Consider the following 14852-nt stretch of genomic DNA (forward strand, 5'->3'; position numbering starts at 1 on the left):
CCTCCTTCCCCCGTGAGAACCTCGGTCCACGTCAGTCCGCGGCCGCGATCAACTCCTTCTCCTTCTCGCCCTGCTGACCGGCCGTCGGTTTGCCCGGCAGGAACAGGCCGGTCACCACGGCGCCGACCAGCGCGACGCCCGTACCGCACAGGGCGGTGACGTGCATGGCGTGCAGGAACGCGTCGTTGGCCGGGGTGATCAGGGCCTGGCCCTGCGGGCCGAGCTTCTGGGCGATGCCGAGGGTGGCCTCGATGGACTCGCCGGCCTTGTCGCGCAGGGCGGGCGGCAGCAGGCCGAGCTTGCCCTCGATGCCGTTGCGGTAGGCGGTGGCGAGCACCGAGCCGAGTACGGCGATGCCGAGGGCGCCGCCGACCTGGCGGAAGGTGTTGCTGAGCGCGGAGGCGGAGCCGGCCTTCTCACGCGGCAGGGCCTGCATGATGACGACCGAGGTCGGCGTCATGATGTGCGCCATGCCGGTGCCCATGAGGAAGAAGACGACCTCCAGCAGCCAGATCGGGGTGTCGGCCTCGAAGGTGGCGAAGGCGGCCAGCGTCGCGGCGATCAGCAGCAGGCCGGCGGTGGTGGTGGCCTTGTTGCCGATCCGGTCGACGACCAGCCGGGCGCGCGGCGCGAAGATCATCTGCGCGGCGGCGAGCGGCAGCATCAGGACACCGGACTCCAGCGGCGAGTAACCGCGCACGCTCTGGGTGTAGAAGACACCGAAGAACGTGACGCCCATCAGCGCGAAGAACACGAGCGCGATGGCGCTCATGGCGGCCGAGAAGACCTTGTTCTTGAAGTAGGTGACGTCGAGCGACGGGTGGTCGCTGCGCTTCTCGAAGACGACGAAGGCGGTCAGGACGGCGAGGCCGCCGAGGACGGTCGCCAGCACCTTCGGGTCGGTGAAGTCGGCCAGCTCGCCGCCCTTGATGATGCCGTAGACGAGCAGCACGAGGCCGACGACGGACAGGACCACGCCGACGGGGTCGAGGCGGCCCGGCCTGGGGTCGCGGGAGTCGGGCACCAGCCAGGTCATCAGGAGCAGCGCGACGATCACGATCGGCACGTTGACGAAGAAGACCGAGCCCCACCAGAAGTGGTCGAGGAGGGCGCCGCCGGTGATCGGGCCGATGGCGATGGCGAGGCCGACGCCGCCGGCCCAGATGCCGATGGCCTTGGGCTGCTCCTCGCGCTCGAAGACGTTCATGAGCACGGCGAGGGTGGCGGGCATGACGAACGCGGCACCGAGGGCCATCAGGGCGCGGAAGGCGATCAGCTGGCCCGGCGAGCCGGACTCGGCGGCCAGAGCGGAACCGATGCCGAACACGGCGATACCGCCGATCAGCACCTTCTTGCGGCCGAGGCGGTCGCCGACGAGGCCGGAGGTGAAGAGCAGGCCGGCGAAGACGAGGGTGTAGGCGTTGATCGCCCACTCGATCTGGCCCTGGGAGGCGCCGAGGCCGACGGGCGCCGGGGTGGAGATCGTCTTGATCGCCACGTTCAGGATCGAGTTGTCGAGCACCACGATGAGCAGGCTCAGCATCAGGACACCGAGGATCGCCCATCGGCGCCGGTGTACCGCTTCCGGTATGCGGGAGGCAGGGACAGGACTTGTCATGTGTCCGAGGCTACGATGATTTCGATACGGAACGGTCTCGTATCTAATTCCTTTACCAAGACCTTACATAGCGGGAGTACAGGCGGACTCGACGGGATCACAGGGGGTCCCCCTGGTCCTGGCAGGCACGAGGTGCCACCATGGAGGCGGTCCGGGGACGCCGTAAGGGCGCCTCGAGATGACTGAAGGAGCCGTTGCAATGACGCAGCTTTCGGCTGCCCGAACGAAGCCCACCGACGGCAGCAAAGCGCTGTACGGGGGCAAGGGCACACGCCGTATCACTGTTCGCGACATCACCCTCGCCAAGGAACGCGGCGAGAAGTGGCCCATGCTCACCGCCTACGACGCGATGACCGCGTCCGTCTTCGACGAGTCCGGGATCCCGGTGATCCTGGTCGGCGACTCGGCGGGCAACTGCCACCTCGGGTACGAGACGACCGTGCCCGTCACGCTGGACGAGATCACCATGCTGTCGGCCGCCGTGGTGCGCGGCACGCAGCGCGCCCTGATCGTGGCCGACCTCCCCTTCGGCTCGTACCAGGAGGGTCCGGTGCAGGCGCTGCGCTCGGCGACCCGGCTGGTCAAGGAGGCCGGGGTCGGCGCGGTCAAGCTGGAGGGCGGCGAGCGCTCGCACGAGCAGATCCGGCTGCTGGTGGAGTCCGGCATCCCGGTGATGGCGCACATCGGGCTGACCCCGCAGTCCGTGAACGCGATGGGGTATCGCGTGCAGGGGCGGGGCGAGGAGGCGGCCCAGCAGCTGCTGCGCGACGCCAAGGCCGTACAGGACGCGGGCGCGTTCGCCGTCGTCCTGGAGCTGGTGCCGGCGGAGCTGGCGGCCGAGGTGACGCGGGTGCTGCACATCCCGACCGTCGGTATCGGCGCGGGTCCGCAGACGGACGCGCAGGTCCTGGTGTGGACGGACATGCTGGGTCTGACGTCCGGCCGGGTACCGAAGTTCGTCAAGAAGTACGCGAACCTGCGTGAGGTCATGTCCGACGCGGCGAAGGAGTTCGCACAGGACGTCGTCGGCGGAACGTTCCCGCTGGAGGAGCACTCCGTCCACTAGACCATTGCGGCAACACCCAGGCAGCCCCGCTGATCTTCCCCCGTCAGCGGGGCTGCCGCTCTTTCGCGCCTGAACCGGCGCCGCGCTCGCGGACGTGGCGGCCCGCCGTCGTGGTTCCTCGATGGACGGCTGAGGTGGGCGTCGGAGAGTTGTCGGAGGCTGTCGGCGCCCTGTCGGTGGTTTGTCGGTGGGGGCTGGCACTGTCGTCCGCATGACGCGAATCGATGACGACCCCGTCGGCGAGAGCCACGCCGTGACGGTGCGGGGACTGGTCAAGCACTACGGCGAGACCAAGGCGCTGGACGGCGTCGACCTGGACGTACGCGAGGGCACCGTGATGGGTGTGCTCGGGCCGAACGGCGCCGGCAAGACCACCCTCGTACGGATCCTGTCCACCCTGATCACCCCCGACGCCGGCCGGGCCACCGTGGCCGGGTACGACGTGGTGCGCCAGCCCCGGCAACTGCGCCGGGTCATAGGACTCACCGGGCAGTACGCCTCCGTGGACGAGAAGCTGCCCGGCTGGGAGAACCTGTACATGATCGGCCGGCTGCTGGACCTGTCCCGCAAGGACGCCCGCGCCCGCGCCGACGAGCTGCTGGAGCGGTTCTCCCTGACGGAGGCGGCCAAGCGGCCGGCCAGCACCTACTCCGGCGGTATGCGACGGCGGCTGGACCTCGCCGCCTCCATGATCGGGCGGCCCGCCGTGCTGTACCTGGACGAGCCGACCACCGGTCTCGACCCCCGCACCCGCAACGAGGTGTGGGACGAGGTGAAGGCCATGGTCGGCGATGGCGTCACCGTGCTGCTCACCACCCAGTACATGGAGGAGGCCGAGCAGCTCGCCTCCGAGCTGACCGTGGTGGACCGCGGAAAGGTCATCGCGAGCGGCGGCATCGAGGAGCTGAAGGCCAGGGTCGGCGGGCGCGCCCTGCGTGTGCGCCCCGTCGATCCGCTGGAGCTGCGGCCGCTCGCCGCCATGCTGGACGAGCTGGGCATCACCGGGCTCGCGGCCACCACCGTGGACCCCGAGACCGGGACGCTGCTGGTGCCGGTCCTCAGCGACGAGCAGCTGACCGCGGTGGTCGGCGCGGTCACCGCGCGCGGCATCACGATCTCCGCCATCACCACCGAACTGCCCAGCCTGGACGAGGTGTTCCTGTCCCTCACCGGCCACCGTGCCGGTGCCCCGCAGGCAACCGCGCCCGTCGAGACCCGCGAGGAGGTCGCCGTATGAGCGCCGCCACCGCCACCGCCGCCACCGCCGACGCCGACGTCCGGATCCCGCTGCGCGGGCATCTGCGGCACACCGGCGCGCTCATCCGCCGCAATCTGCTCTGGATCCGCCAGGACCCGGAGTCGATGTTCGACGCGCTGTTCATGCCGATCGTCTTCACGCTGCTGTTCGTGTACGTCTTCGGCGGCTCGATCGGCCAGGCGCTGGGCGGCGGCCAGGAGCAGTACGTGCAGTACGTCATCCCCGGCATGCTGGCGATGATGAGCATGACGCTCTCCCAGGGCGTCGGCACCGGATTCAGCCAGGACTTCAACAGCGGTGTCATGGACCGCTTCCGCTCGCTGCCGATCGGGCGCGGCTCCGTGCTGTTCGCGAAGATCGCCGTGGAGCTGGCGCGGATGCTGTTCGCCACGGCCATCCTGATGGTCGTCGCCGTCCTGGTCGGGTTCCACATCCACCACTGGGCGGGCCTGTTCGCCACCGTGGGGCTGTCGGCGCTGTTCGCGTCCTCGATCATGTGGGTGTTCCTCACCCTCGGCGTGATGCTGAAGAACGCGCAGTCGGTGCAGGGCGTGGGCTTCCTGGTGCTGTTCCCGCTGCAGTTCGGCTCCTCGATCTTCGCGCCGACCGACTCGATGCCGGGCTGGCTGCGGCACTTCACCGAATACAACCCGCTCTCCGCTCTGGCGGACTCGGCCCGGGGCCTGATGGTGGGCGGCCCGGTCGCGCATCACCTGTGGGTGACGGTGATCTGGTCGGTGGGGATCACGGCGGTCATGGCACCGATCGCGATTCACAAGTTCCGTACCAAGAGCTGACGTTCACCGTGTCCGCACGGGTGCGTCACACCAGGGCGGTGGCCTCCGCGAGGGAGAGGCCACCGCCCTCGGCGTACGCGGCCGCGAATCCGGCCGCGTCGAGCTGCTCCCGGAGCCGGGCCTCGATGCGGTCGTGGACCCGGCGCTCCACCCCGGAGGGGACATGGCCGGCCGGCAACAGGGCGTCCGAGGCGCCCAGGCAGCGGGCACCGTCCGCGGCCCGGCTGCCGCCGTCCAGTGCGGCCAGGGCCAACGCGGCGACACCGAGGCAGAACGAGGGCATCTGCGGGGTGACCATCTCGGACAGCGGATCCCGGGAGAGCCGCAGGGCCCTGCGACTGCGCTCCAGGGCCTCCTCGGGCCGCTGGTCGAGGGCGTCCAGCCAGGCCTCCTGGTTGAGGATCATCGCGTCGAAGACCACGAAGTGCGCGATCACGAACTCCTCGCGCAGCAGCCGCAGTTGCTCGCGCGCCTCGCCGGTACGGTCGGTCAGGCCGAGCCAGCAGGCGAGGAAGAGCCGGGCGGCGGGCATCGCTTCGCTGTGGGCGCCGGCCCGGCCGGCGATGACTTCGCGCAGCATCCGCTCGCCGCGCTCCAGCTCGCCCACCTCCATGAGCACATTGCCGAGCCGGGCGCCCAGGATGGCCGTCTGGGCGCGGGCGCCGAGGCGTTCGGCGTACTCGATGGCGGCCTGGTAGTCGGCCCCGGCCGCCCGGTAGGCGCCCCTGCTCTCGTGGGCCTCGCCGCGCGCGGACAGCGCCTCGGCGGTACCCCAGGCGTCGCCGAGGCGGCGGTAGATCTCCAGTGCCTCGTCGGCGTCACGGTAGGCGTCGCCCGCCCAGGCGGTGCGGTTGGCGAGGACGTTGGCGCGCGTCTGGAGGGCGCCGGCCAGCTCCCACTCGTAGCCGGGGGTGTCCCGGCACGTCTGTACGGTGGCGTCGATGATCGTGCGCAGCTGCTCCGTGCCGCCGGTCAGCATCACGGCGAAGAACCACAGCACCCCCGGGGCCCGGCAGGTCTGCGGCAGACCCGGCTCGTACACCTCGGTGACGGCCCGCAGCTTGGCCTGTGCCGCGGGGGTCTGCCAGGCCTCCAACTCGGTCTCCATGCAGGAGAGATGGGCCAGATGGAGTCCGCGCCGGGCCTCGGCGAGCACCTCGCCGGTGTACGGGGGCGGGGTGTCGGTGCAGCGGTGCCACACCGGCCGGGCCGGGCGGACGGGTGCGGCGAAGGGGTCGGGGCCGAGCGCCATGACCTCCCGGCACCAGGTGCGGGTCTCGATGCGCTGGTCGCGCATCTGCCAGAACCACAGCAGGGACAGCACCAGGCACAGCGCCTCCTGCTCGTCACCGAGGGCGACGGCGTGCCGCAGGGCGGTGCGCAGGTTCTCGTACTCCAGCTGGAACCGGTCGATGGCGGTGCGCTGTTCGCGGCCGCGCAGCAACGGGTCGGTGGTGCGGGCGAGTTCGCGGTAGTACACCAGGTGGGCGCGTTCGGCCTCGGTACGGTGCCCGCTCTCGGCGAGCCGTTCGGCGGCGTACTCGGCGACGGTCTCCAGGAGCCGGTAGCGCATACCGCTCTCGCCCGAAGGAGCGGCCACCACCAGGGACTTGTCCACCAGCGAGCCGAGCGCGTCGAGTGCGACGGGGCCGCAGACGGCCTCGGCGGCGGCCAGGTCGCAGCCGCCGGCGAAGACCGACAGCCGGGCGAGGACGTCCCGTTCGTGCGCGCCCAGCAGATCCCAGGACCAGTCCACGACGGCCCGCAGGGTCTGCTGGCGGGGCAGTACGGTGCGGCTGCCGGAGGTGAGCAGCCGGAAGCGGTCGTCCAGCCGGGCGGCTATCTGCCGGGGGGTCAGCATGCGCAGCCGGGCCGCGGCCAGCTCGATCGCGAGGGGCAGCCCGTCGAGCCGCCGGCAGATCTCGGCGCAGGCCTCCGGGTCGTCCTCGGTACGGAACCCGGGCCGGGCCGCGGCGCCGCGCTCGGCGAGCAGTCGCAGCGCGACCGGCTCCGGCAGCGGTTCGACGGGCCGCACCAACTCCCCCGGTACGCCGAGGGGTTCGCGGCTGGTGGCGAGGACGACCAGGCCGGGGCAGCGGGCCAGCAGCCGGGCCACCAGCGTGGCGGCGGCTTCCACGACATGCTCGCAGTTGTCGAGGATGATCACCATCCGGCGCCGGGCGCAGTGTTCCAGGAGCCGTTCGAGGGGTTCGTCGTGCCGGTCGGTGACCGCGCGCATGCTTTCGACGCCGGCGCCGTGCAGGACGGTCTCGCGGGCCCCGATGGCGGTGAGCACGGCCTGCGGTACGGCCTCGGGGTCGTCCACGGGCGCCAGTTCGGCCAGCCACACCCCGTCCCGGACGGTGTGGCGTACCGCCTCGGCGGCCTCCTGGGACAGCCGGGTCTTCCCGGCCCCGCCGGGCCCGAGCAGGGTGACCAGCCGGGCGCCCGCGAGGTCGGCGCCGATGGCATCGATGTCGGCTTCCCGGCCGACGAAGGAGGTGAGCCGGGCGGGCAGGTTGCCCACTGCGGGCAACAGCTCCCGCGGCTTCGCGGACGCCGGGTGTTCCGGGGACTGCGCGGTCAGCAACTCGGTGTGCAGAGCGCGCAGTTCGGGTCCGGGGTCGACGCCGAGCCGGTCCACGAGCAGCCGGCGTACGTCCTCGTAGGCGGCGAGCGCCTGGGCGGGGCGGCCGGCGTCGCGCAGGGCCCGTAGCCGCAGCGCCTGGAGCGGCTCGTCCAGCGGGTGGCCGTCGCACAGGGCGGTCAGCTCGGGGAGAGCGTGCTCGGCCTGGCCGAGGGCGAGGGCGGCGGTGTGCCGGGCGCGCAGCGCGTCCAGCCGGCGGGTCTCCCAGCGGGCCGCCTCGGCGGTGCGGCCGGGCAGGTCGGCGAGGGCGGGGCCGCGCCACAGGGCGAGCGCGTCGTCCAGCAGGGCGGCGGCCTTGGCCGGGTCGTCGTCGAGCGCGCGCAGGCCGTCGCCGGTCAGCCGCTCGAACCGGGTGAGGTCGATGTCGTCGGAGGCGACGGCGAGCCGGTAGCCGCCGTCGGCGGAGGCGACGGTGTCCGCGCCGAGGGCCCGCCGCAGCCGGCCGACGAGCGCCTGGAGCGCGCCGGCGGCGTCGGCGGGCGGGTCGGCGCCCCACACCTCGTCCACGAGCACGCCCACGGGCACCGTCCGTCCGGTCCTGAGCGCGAGCACGGTCAGCAGGGCACGCAGCCGCGCCCCGCCGACCGGGACGGACGTACCGTCGGGGCGGAGTACCTGGGTGGTGCCGAGAAGCGAAAGGCGCACGGGTCCATTGTCACCGGAGGCCCGGATACCGTCAGTCGTCAGTCTTGCCCACCGCGCGGGACGTGCAGGACGTGCGTGGTGTCCGGGGCGTCCAGGGTGACGAGGGCGCCGCAGGTGCGGCGGACCCGTGCCAGGCCGTCCACCGTGCCGCGGTCGACCTCCTGGAACCACTTCGGGCAGCCGTCGGCGGACTCCAGCGTGACGCTCCCGGGCACGGGCTCCAGGCCGCGTCCCGTGCCCCGGATGACGAGTCCCCGCCGTGCTTCGGCGGGGTCGGGGTCCGGGTCGGGATCCCTCGGCCGGAAGGCGAACTCCTCGTGGACCAGGTCGACGGCGTGGACCCGGCCGGTCGTCGGGTGGTCGGGGCCGCCGTGGTTCTCCACCCACGCGTCGGCGCCGTAGTGCTCGCCCTGGACGGCCGGCCGGTCGACGGCGACCAGCTTCCAGGCCACCTCGTCGCCCACCGCGAACGGCGTGCCGCAGCATCCCATCTGCCAGTCCTCGTAGAACACCTTCATCAGGGGCATTCCCCCACCCTTGCGGAACCCGGGGGCGACCGCGAGACGTTTTCCCCGTATCCTCGCGATCCTCTCGGATCCTCGCGCATTCCCTCTCAGCCACAGGAGCCTGCCGATGACCACCGCCACCACCCGCCGCGGCGACCGGCGCGTCAGTCCCGTCTTCCTCGGGATCCTGGCCGTGACGGCGGTGACCGGCTGGGCCACCTGGAGCGGGTACGCGGAGCGGCCGGGCGTCGCCGTGTTCCTGTTCGTGACGGCGGCCTGGATCGTCTCCCTGTGCCTGCACGAGTACGCGCACGCGCGCACGGCCCTGCACGGCGGGGACATCACGGTCGGCGCGAAGGGCTATCTCACGCTGAACCCGCTGAAGTACACGCACGCGCTGCTGAGCATCGTGCTCCCGGTGATCTTCCTGATCATGGGCGGGATCGGTCTGCCCGGCGGCGCGGTGTTCATCGAGCGCGGCCGGATCCGGGGCCGCTGGAGGCACAGCCTGGTCTCGGCGGCGGGCCCGCTGACGAACGTGCTGTTCGCGGTGGTGTGCAGCGCGCCGTTCTGGCTGCACGGACTGGACGGGGTGCCCGCCGGCTTCCGGTTCGCGCTGGCGTTCCTGGTGCTGCTCCAGGTGACGGCGTCGATCCTGAACTTCCTGCCGGTGCCGGGCCTCGACGGCTTCGGCGTGATCGAGCCGTGGCTGTCGTACCAGGTGAAGCGCCAGGTGGCGCCGTTCGCCCAGTTCGGCCTGCTGTTCGTGTTCGCGCTGTTGTGGGTGCCGTCGGTCAACAGCGTGTTCTTCGACGCGATCGACGCCATCCTGCGCGCCCTGGGCGTCGACGACTACTCCCGCTACTGCGGCCAGGAGCTGTACCGCTTCTGGCGCGGCACCCCGGAGATCTGCACGGTCAGCCCGTGACGGACCCGCCCTGCCCGGCGGCGGCCCGGCCGCGCTTGATGTAGTACCAGCTCATGTTGGACGACAGGCCGGCCAGCAGCACCCAGACGATCCCCAGCCAGCTGCCCTGGGCGAAGGAGACGACGGCGGCGGCCACGGCGAGGACGCAGACGACGAGGGGGTAGAGGGCGATGCGGGGCATGGGGGTCGGCTCCTGTCGGATCCTGTCGGGGGACACTGCTGAGGTCACCAGTGTCCCCCATGGGGTCATACGTCCGTGACGCGGAGCCCGGCGTGTGCCTTGTAGCGGCGGTTGACGGCGATCAGGTTCGCGACGAGCGACTCGACCTGGTGGGCGCCTCGCAGCCGCCCGGCGAAGACGCCGCGCATGCCGGGGATGCGCCCGGCGAGCGCCTGGACGATCTCGACGTCGGCCCGCTCCTCGCCCAGCACCATCACGTCGGTGTCGATCTCGTCGATCTCCGGGTCCTGGAGCAGGACGGCCGACAGATGGTGGAAGGCGGCGGCGACCCGGGAGTCCGGCAGCAGGGCGGCGGCCTGCTCCGCGGCGCTGCCCTCCTCCGGCTTGAGGGCGTAGGCGCCCTTCTTGTCGAAGCCGAGCGGGTTGACACAGTCCACGACGAGCTTGCCGGACAGTTCGTCGCGCAGTGCCTTCAGGGTGTCGCCGTGGCCGTCCCACGGTACGGCGACGATCACGATGTCGCTGCGGCGCGCGGTCTCGGCGTTGTCGGCGCCCTCGACGCCGTGGCCGAGTTCGTCGGCGGCGGCCTGCGCGCGCTCGGCGGCGCGGGAGCCGATGATCACCTTCTGGCCGGCCCGGGCGAGCCGGTAGGCGAGGCCCTTGCCCTGCGGCCCGGTGCCGCCGAGGACGCCGACGACGTACCCGGAGACGTCGGGCAGGTCCCAGGGGTCCTTGGCGGGGGCCTTCTGTGCGCTGTCGGTAGAGGTCATGGGGCGACTCTACGTCCGTGCCGTGGGCGGCAGCGGGTCAGGCGAGCCGGTGCAGCGGGACCCGGCGGAAAGTGATCGTCTCGTAGGCGCCGAAGTCGCCGGTCTCGTAGAGGAGTCCGACGGTTCCGTCGTCGGCGCGGACCAGGTCGCAGTAGGCGGCGGGCAGTCCGTCGGCGGTGAACGCCGGGCGCCAGGTGGTGCCGTCGTCGGCGGAGGCGCGGATCGTCATCAGGGCGCGGTGGGCGGGGTCGGCCGGGCCCGCGTAGAGGAGCAGGTCGGGTTCGCGGAGCTGGAGGACGGAGGCCTCGCAGACGGGCGCGACGAGCCCCGCCTGCGGCCGGAACGGCTGGACAAGGGTCCTGCCGCCGTCGGCGGAGTGGGCGTCGGCGCGGTTGCCGGGCGACGGCGAGTCGTTGCGGGTGTTGAAGTAGACGCGCCCGTCCGGGAGTTCGGCCGCGGTGGTCTCGTTCACGTTGATGTACCCGTCGGTGTTCTCGTCGACGTACCCGAGGTACCAGTTCTCGCCGTGGTCGTCGCTGAGCAGGCAGTGGCCGCTGTTGTACTTCGGCTCAGCGCCGGTGTCGGTGCCGGTGGGCGGCAGGGTGTGGTTGGCAGGGACGAGCACGCGGCCGCCGCTCAGCTGGATCGCGTGCCCGGGTGTGGTGGCGTACCAGCGCCAGCCGGGCCGTTTCACCTGCTCGGTGATCTCCTTCGGGGTGGACCAGGTCAGGCCGTCGTCGTCGCTGTGCCGCACCCACACCCGCCGTCCGTCGGCGTCCTTGACCTGGCCGCGCAGGACGGCGTCCTCGGTCGCACAGGCCGCGGCGCGGACGTGCACGAGCAGGATGCGGCCGGTGTCGAGGACGACGGGGGCGGGGTTGCCCGCGAGATCGACGCCGTTGCTCGCGGCGACCGTGAGCGGGCCCCAGGTGCGGCCGCCGTCCGTGGACCGCTTGAGCACGATCTCGATGTGGCCGTGGTCGGCGGCGGAGTCGACGCGGCCCTCGCAGAAGGCGAGGAGGGTGCCGGCGCCGGTGGCCACGACGGCCGGGATCCGGAAGCTGGCGTAGCCCTCGTGTCCGGCGCGGAAGGGGACGGAGACTTCGGTGCCTTGGGTCATGGCCGGCAACGTCCCCGGGTCGGGCGAATTCCGGGTGAACTCCGGGTCACGAGTGGCCGGTTGCGGCAGGATGCGGTCGCATGGACGCCGTACGGGTCGCGTTGCTGCGGGAAGTGCTCGCCGGGACGGAGTGGCTGAGCGCCACCCGGAGGTTCGCGGGGGTGCTGCGCGGGTCGGTGGTGACGCACGGGGGCGGGCTGCTGCTGGTCGGCACGCCCGCGTACGAGCCGTGGCATCTGGCCGCGCATCTGGTGGACGAGGCGGCGTGGTCGGGTACGCCGGAGCTGGCGCCGACTCTCGTACGACACCGGGTGCGCCCTTCCGACCCGCCCCATCTGGCGGTCGGACCGGGCCGGATCGAGGCGGCGCGGCGCGGCGAGACCCTGCTGGTCGTGGCTCCCGAGGAGCCCGCGCCGCTGCTGGAACGTGTCCACTCGGCCCGGCGGGCCGGGGTCACGGTACTGGCTCTGGGCGCCGGCGACGGCGAGCTGGCCGCGATGGCGCACGACGCGCTGGCCGTGCCGGAGGGGGCCGAGCTGGACCTGGACACCGTCCAGCACCTGGTCAGTGCGGCGGCGGGCGAGAACGGGGGCTCCCCGCGGGCCCGGCGGGGTTTCCGCGACCGCCTGTCGAGGCTGGCAGAAGCCCTGACGGCACCGCCACCGGCCCCTTGGTGACCCGCCCGTCGTGGCTGGGGGGGGAGCCCGGCCGGCGAGGGAAATGCGGTTGCCTGCCGCTCCCGGCCCACCGAGCATGACCCCTTGTGCTGCGCAACCTCCTCCCCGACCTCGCCCCCTGGAAGGCCTCCGCCGACTTCCGCCGCCTGTGGAAATCAGGGCTGATCAGCAACTTCGGCAGCTTTCTCACCTTCGTCGCGCTCCCCGTCCAGCTGAAGGACCTCACCGGCTCCGCGGCGGCGGTCGGCGCGATCGGGGCCGTGGAGCTGCTGCCCCTCATCGTCTGCGGCCTGTACGGCGGTGCCCTCGCGGACGCGCTCGACAAGCGGAAGCTCATCCTGTGGACGGAGGCCGGTCAGGGGCTGCTCAGCGCGGCCCTGCTGCTGGGCGCCCTGCTCCCGCACCCGGCGATCTGGCCGCTGTACGCCGTCGCCGCCCTCTCCTCCGCCCTGGTCTCCGTCCAGCGCCCGGCGCTGGACTCGCTGTGGCCCCGGATCGTCGCCCACGCGGACATGCCCGCCGCGGCCTCGCTGAACTCGCTGCGCTGGACCGTCGGCGGAGTCGCCGGCCCGGCGGTCGCGGGCGTGATCGTCGCCTATGCGGGCCTCGGCTGGGCCTACGCCGCCGACCTGCTGACCTTCGCCCTCTCGCTGGCGTACATCGTGCGGATCGCGCCCTGTCCCGCCCCGCTCCCCCACTCTCGGCTTCGCTCGAGCGGGGGGACCCCCACGGCCTCGAAGCCCTCGCTGGGCGCCATCCTGGAAGGCGCCCGGTACGCGTGGAGCCGCAAGGAACTCCTCGGCACCTATGTCGTCGACCTCGCGGCGATGTCGCTGGCCATGCCGCTCGCCGTCCTGCCGTTCCTCGCCGACGAACTGCACGCGGACTGGGCGCTGGGCCTGATGTACGCCGCTCTCCCGGCCGGCGCGCTGCTGGTGGGCCTGACCAGCGGCTGGGCCTCGCGGATACACCGGCACGGGCTGCTGGTGGTGCTGTCGGCCACCGGCTGGGGCCTGGCGGTCGCGGCGGCGGGCCTGTGCGGCAACGTGTGGCTGGTCCTGCTGTTCCTGACCGTCGGCGGCGGCTTCGACATGGTCTCCGGGATCTTCCGGGCCGCCATGTGGAACCAGACGATCCCCGATGAACTGCGCGGCCGGCTCGCCGGGATCGAGCTGCTGTCCTACTCGGTCGGTCCGCAGCTCGGCCAGGTCCGGGCCGGCGGCCTGGCCGCCTGGGCGGGCCTGCGGTCCTCCGTCGTCTCCGGTGGTCTGGCCTGCGCGGGTGCCATGGGGCTGCTCGCGCTCTGCCTGCCGGGCCTCATGACGTACGACGCCCGGACGAACGAGCACGCCGTACGGATGCGCGAGCGGCGCGCCGCCACCGCGGGGAGTGTCGGCTGATCACTCCTCGTCGGCATCCCCTTGCTGGGCCTTGTCGTGCCAGCGCGGATCGGTCTCCCACTCCAGGTTGCGCTCGGCGGCCGTCCGCATCGCGTGCTCGGCCTCCTCGCGGCTGGTGTACGGCCCGAAACGGTCCTTGGCCGGGCACTCCGGCCCCTCCTCGACCTTGCCGTGCACCAGGCAGTAGTACCACTCGCCCGGCTTGCCGACGGTGCGCTTCTTGAACAGGGGCATGGACAGCTCCTCTCGCCACGGACATGTTCCCCCATCTCCGCTGGATAGACTCGCTGGCATGTCTGGCCAGTCGCTGCTCGTACCAGGGGAGCTGTCCCCCACCCGTTCGGTCCCCGGAAACATCCGCCGCCCCGAGTACGTCGGCAAGCCCGCGCCGACCCCGTACACCGGGCCGGAGGTGCAGACCCCCGAGACCATCGAGGCGATGCGGATCGCCGGCCGTATCGCCGCGCAGGCGATGGCGGAGGCCGCGAAGCTCATCGCGCCCGGGGTCACCACGGACCAGTTGGACGCCGTCGCCCACGCGTACATGTGCGACCACGGCGCCTATCCGTCCACGCTCGGCTACCGCGGCTTCCCGAAGTCGCTGTGCACGTCGGTCAACGAGGTCATCTGCCACGGCATCCCGGACTCGACGGTCCTCAGGGACGGCGACATCGTCAACCTGGACGTGACGGCGTACATCGGCGGGGTGCACGGCGACAACAACGCCACCTACCTGGTCGGGGACGTGGACGAGGAGTCGCGGCTGCTGGTGGAGCGGACCCGGGAGTCCCTCACCCGCGCGATCAAGGCGGTCAGGCCGGGCCGGCAGATCAACATCATCGGCCGGGTCATCGAGTCGTACGCCAAGCGCTTCGGCTACGGCGTCGTCCGTGACTTCACCGGCCACGGGATCAACTCGTCGTTCCACTCCGGCCTGATCATCCCGCACTACGACAGCCCGCACGCGACGACGGTCATGCAGCCGGGCATGACGTTCACGATCGAGCCGATGCTGACGCTGGGCACCCACGAGTACGACCTGTGGGAGGACGGCTGGACGGTCGTGACGAAGGACCGCAGGCGGACGGCCCAGTTCGAGCACACGCTGGTGGTGACGGACACCGGCGCGGAGATCCTGACCCTGCCGTAGCGCCGCGCCCGCCCCGGCCGGAACCTGACGCCCGCCCTCTGCGAGGGCGGGCTTCCTCTTGTAGACTTTTACCGACATGGTGTCGGCAA

14 protein-coding genes are annotated in these 14852 nt (G+C 72.1%); 7 read left to right on the forward strand and 7 right to left on the reverse strand.

Annotation, left to right across the window (positions count from 1 at the left end; genetic code table 11):
* Positions 1 to 31 precede the first annotated feature (31 nt).
* Positions 32 to 1618, reverse strand: a complete 1587-nt coding sequence (locus tag ADK64_RS01450; RefSeq protein WP_053654067.1) for an MFS transporter — start codon at positions 1616 to 1618, stop codon at positions 32 to 34.
* Between the two features lie 199 nt (positions 1619 to 1817).
* Between ADK64_RS01450 and panB the strand changes: the two genes are divergently transcribed.
* From panB to ADK64_RS01465, 3 genes are all read left to right on the forward strand, one after another.
* A complete protein-coding gene (panB, locus tag ADK64_RS01455) occupies positions 1818 to 2684 on the forward strand; it encodes a 3-methyl-2-oxobutanoate hydroxymethyltransferase (protein WP_053654069.1) in 867 nt (288 codons plus the stop codon).
* Positions 2685 to 2895: 211 nt separating this feature from the next.
* Positions 2896 to 3921, forward strand: coding sequence for an ATP-binding cassette domain-containing protein (locus ADK64_RS01460; RefSeq protein WP_053654070.1), 1026 nt, complete (start codon positions 2896 to 2898; stop codon positions 3919 to 3921).
* Positions 3918 to 4739: an ABC transporter permease gene (locus tag ADK64_RS01465; RefSeq protein WP_053654072.1), complete on the forward strand. Its 822-nt coding sequence runs from the start codon at positions 3918 to 3920 to the stop codon at positions 4737 to 4739. Before ADK64_RS01460 ends, ADK64_RS01465 begins: the two co-directional genes overlap by 4 nt.
* A gap of 25 nt (positions 4740 to 4764) precedes the next feature.
* Here ADK64_RS01465 and ADK64_RS01470 read toward each other — a convergent pair whose 3' ends face one another.
* Together ADK64_RS01470 and ADK64_RS01475 are read right to left on the reverse strand one after the other, a co-directional pair.
* Positions 4765 to 8031: a BTAD domain-containing putative transcriptional regulator gene (locus ADK64_RS01470; protein ID WP_234384424.1), complete on the reverse strand. Its 3267-nt coding sequence runs from the start codon at positions 8029 to 8031 to the stop codon at positions 4765 to 4767.
* Positions 8032 to 8069: 38 nt separating this feature from the next.
* Positions 8070 to 8558, reverse strand: coding sequence for a DUF6578 domain-containing protein (locus tag ADK64_RS01475; protein ID WP_053654074.1), 489 nt, complete (start codon positions 8556 to 8558; stop codon positions 8070 to 8072).
* Between the two features lie 106 nt (positions 8559 to 8664).
* On the opposite strand from ADK64_RS01475, the gene ADK64_RS01480 reads away from it, so the two are divergent.
* A complete protein-coding gene (locus tag ADK64_RS01480) occupies positions 8665 to 9465 on the forward strand; it encodes a site-2 protease family protein (RefSeq protein ID WP_053654076.1) in 801 nt (266 codons plus the stop codon).
* Here ADK64_RS01480 and ADK64_RS01485 read toward each other — a convergent pair.
* The 3 genes from ADK64_RS01485 to ADK64_RS01495 form a co-directional block, all read right to left on the reverse strand.
* Positions 9455 to 9646 carry a hypothetical protein gene (locus tag ADK64_RS01485; RefSeq protein ID WP_053654078.1) on the reverse strand — a complete coding sequence of 64 codons (192 nt, stop codon included), beginning with the start codon at positions 9644 to 9646 and terminating at the stop codon, positions 9455 to 9457. The two genes, ADK64_RS01480 and ADK64_RS01485, sit on opposite strands and share 11 nt — an antisense overlap.
* A 65-nt stretch (positions 9647 to 9711) precedes the next feature.
* Entirely contained in the window at positions 9712 to 10416 is a 705-nt protein-coding gene (gene npdG / locus ADK64_RS01490) for an NADPH-dependent F420 reductase (protein ID WP_053654080.1), read from the reverse strand.
* 37 nt (positions 10417 to 10453) lie between these two features.
* Positions 10454 to 11536, reverse strand: a complete 1083-nt coding sequence (locus ADK64_RS01495) for a sialidase family protein (protein WP_053654082.1) — start codon at positions 11534 to 11536, stop codon at positions 10454 to 10456.
* A gap of 80 nt (positions 11537 to 11616) precedes the next feature.
* Between ADK64_RS01495 and ADK64_RS01500 the strand changes: the two genes are divergently transcribed.
* Positions 11617 to 12213 carry a hypothetical protein gene (locus ADK64_RS01500; RefSeq protein WP_053654084.1) on the forward strand — a complete coding sequence of 199 codons (597 nt, stop codon included), beginning with the start codon at positions 11617 to 11619 and terminating at the stop codon, positions 12211 to 12213.
* Between the two features lie 89 nt (positions 12214 to 12302).
* Positions 12303 to 13613 (forward strand): MFS transporter, encoded by a 1311-nt coding sequence (locus tag ADK64_RS01505; protein WP_078992444.1) that lies wholly within the window; start codon positions 12303 to 12305, stop codon positions 13611 to 13613.
* Here the strand turns inward: ADK64_RS01505 and ADK64_RS01510 are convergent, their stop codons facing one another.
* Positions 13614 to 13847, reverse strand: a complete 234-nt coding sequence (locus tag ADK64_RS01510; protein ID WP_053654085.1) for a hypothetical protein — start codon at positions 13845 to 13847, stop codon at positions 13614 to 13616.
* Between the two features lie 58 nt (positions 13848 to 13905).
* On the opposite strand from ADK64_RS01510, the gene map reads away from it, so the two are divergent.
* Positions 13906 to 14763 carry a type I methionyl aminopeptidase gene (map, locus tag ADK64_RS01515; protein ID WP_053654087.1) on the forward strand — a complete coding sequence of 286 codons (858 nt, stop codon included), beginning with the start codon at positions 13906 to 13908 and terminating at the stop codon, positions 14761 to 14763.
* Positions 14764 to 14852: the final 89 nt, after the last annotated feature.

Origin of the sequence: Streptomyces sp. MMG1121 (assembly GCF_001280015.1) — a bacterium.
In the GTDB taxonomy this organism is placed as follows: domain Bacteria; phylum Actinomycetota; class Actinomycetes; order Streptomycetales; family Streptomycetaceae; genus Streptomyces.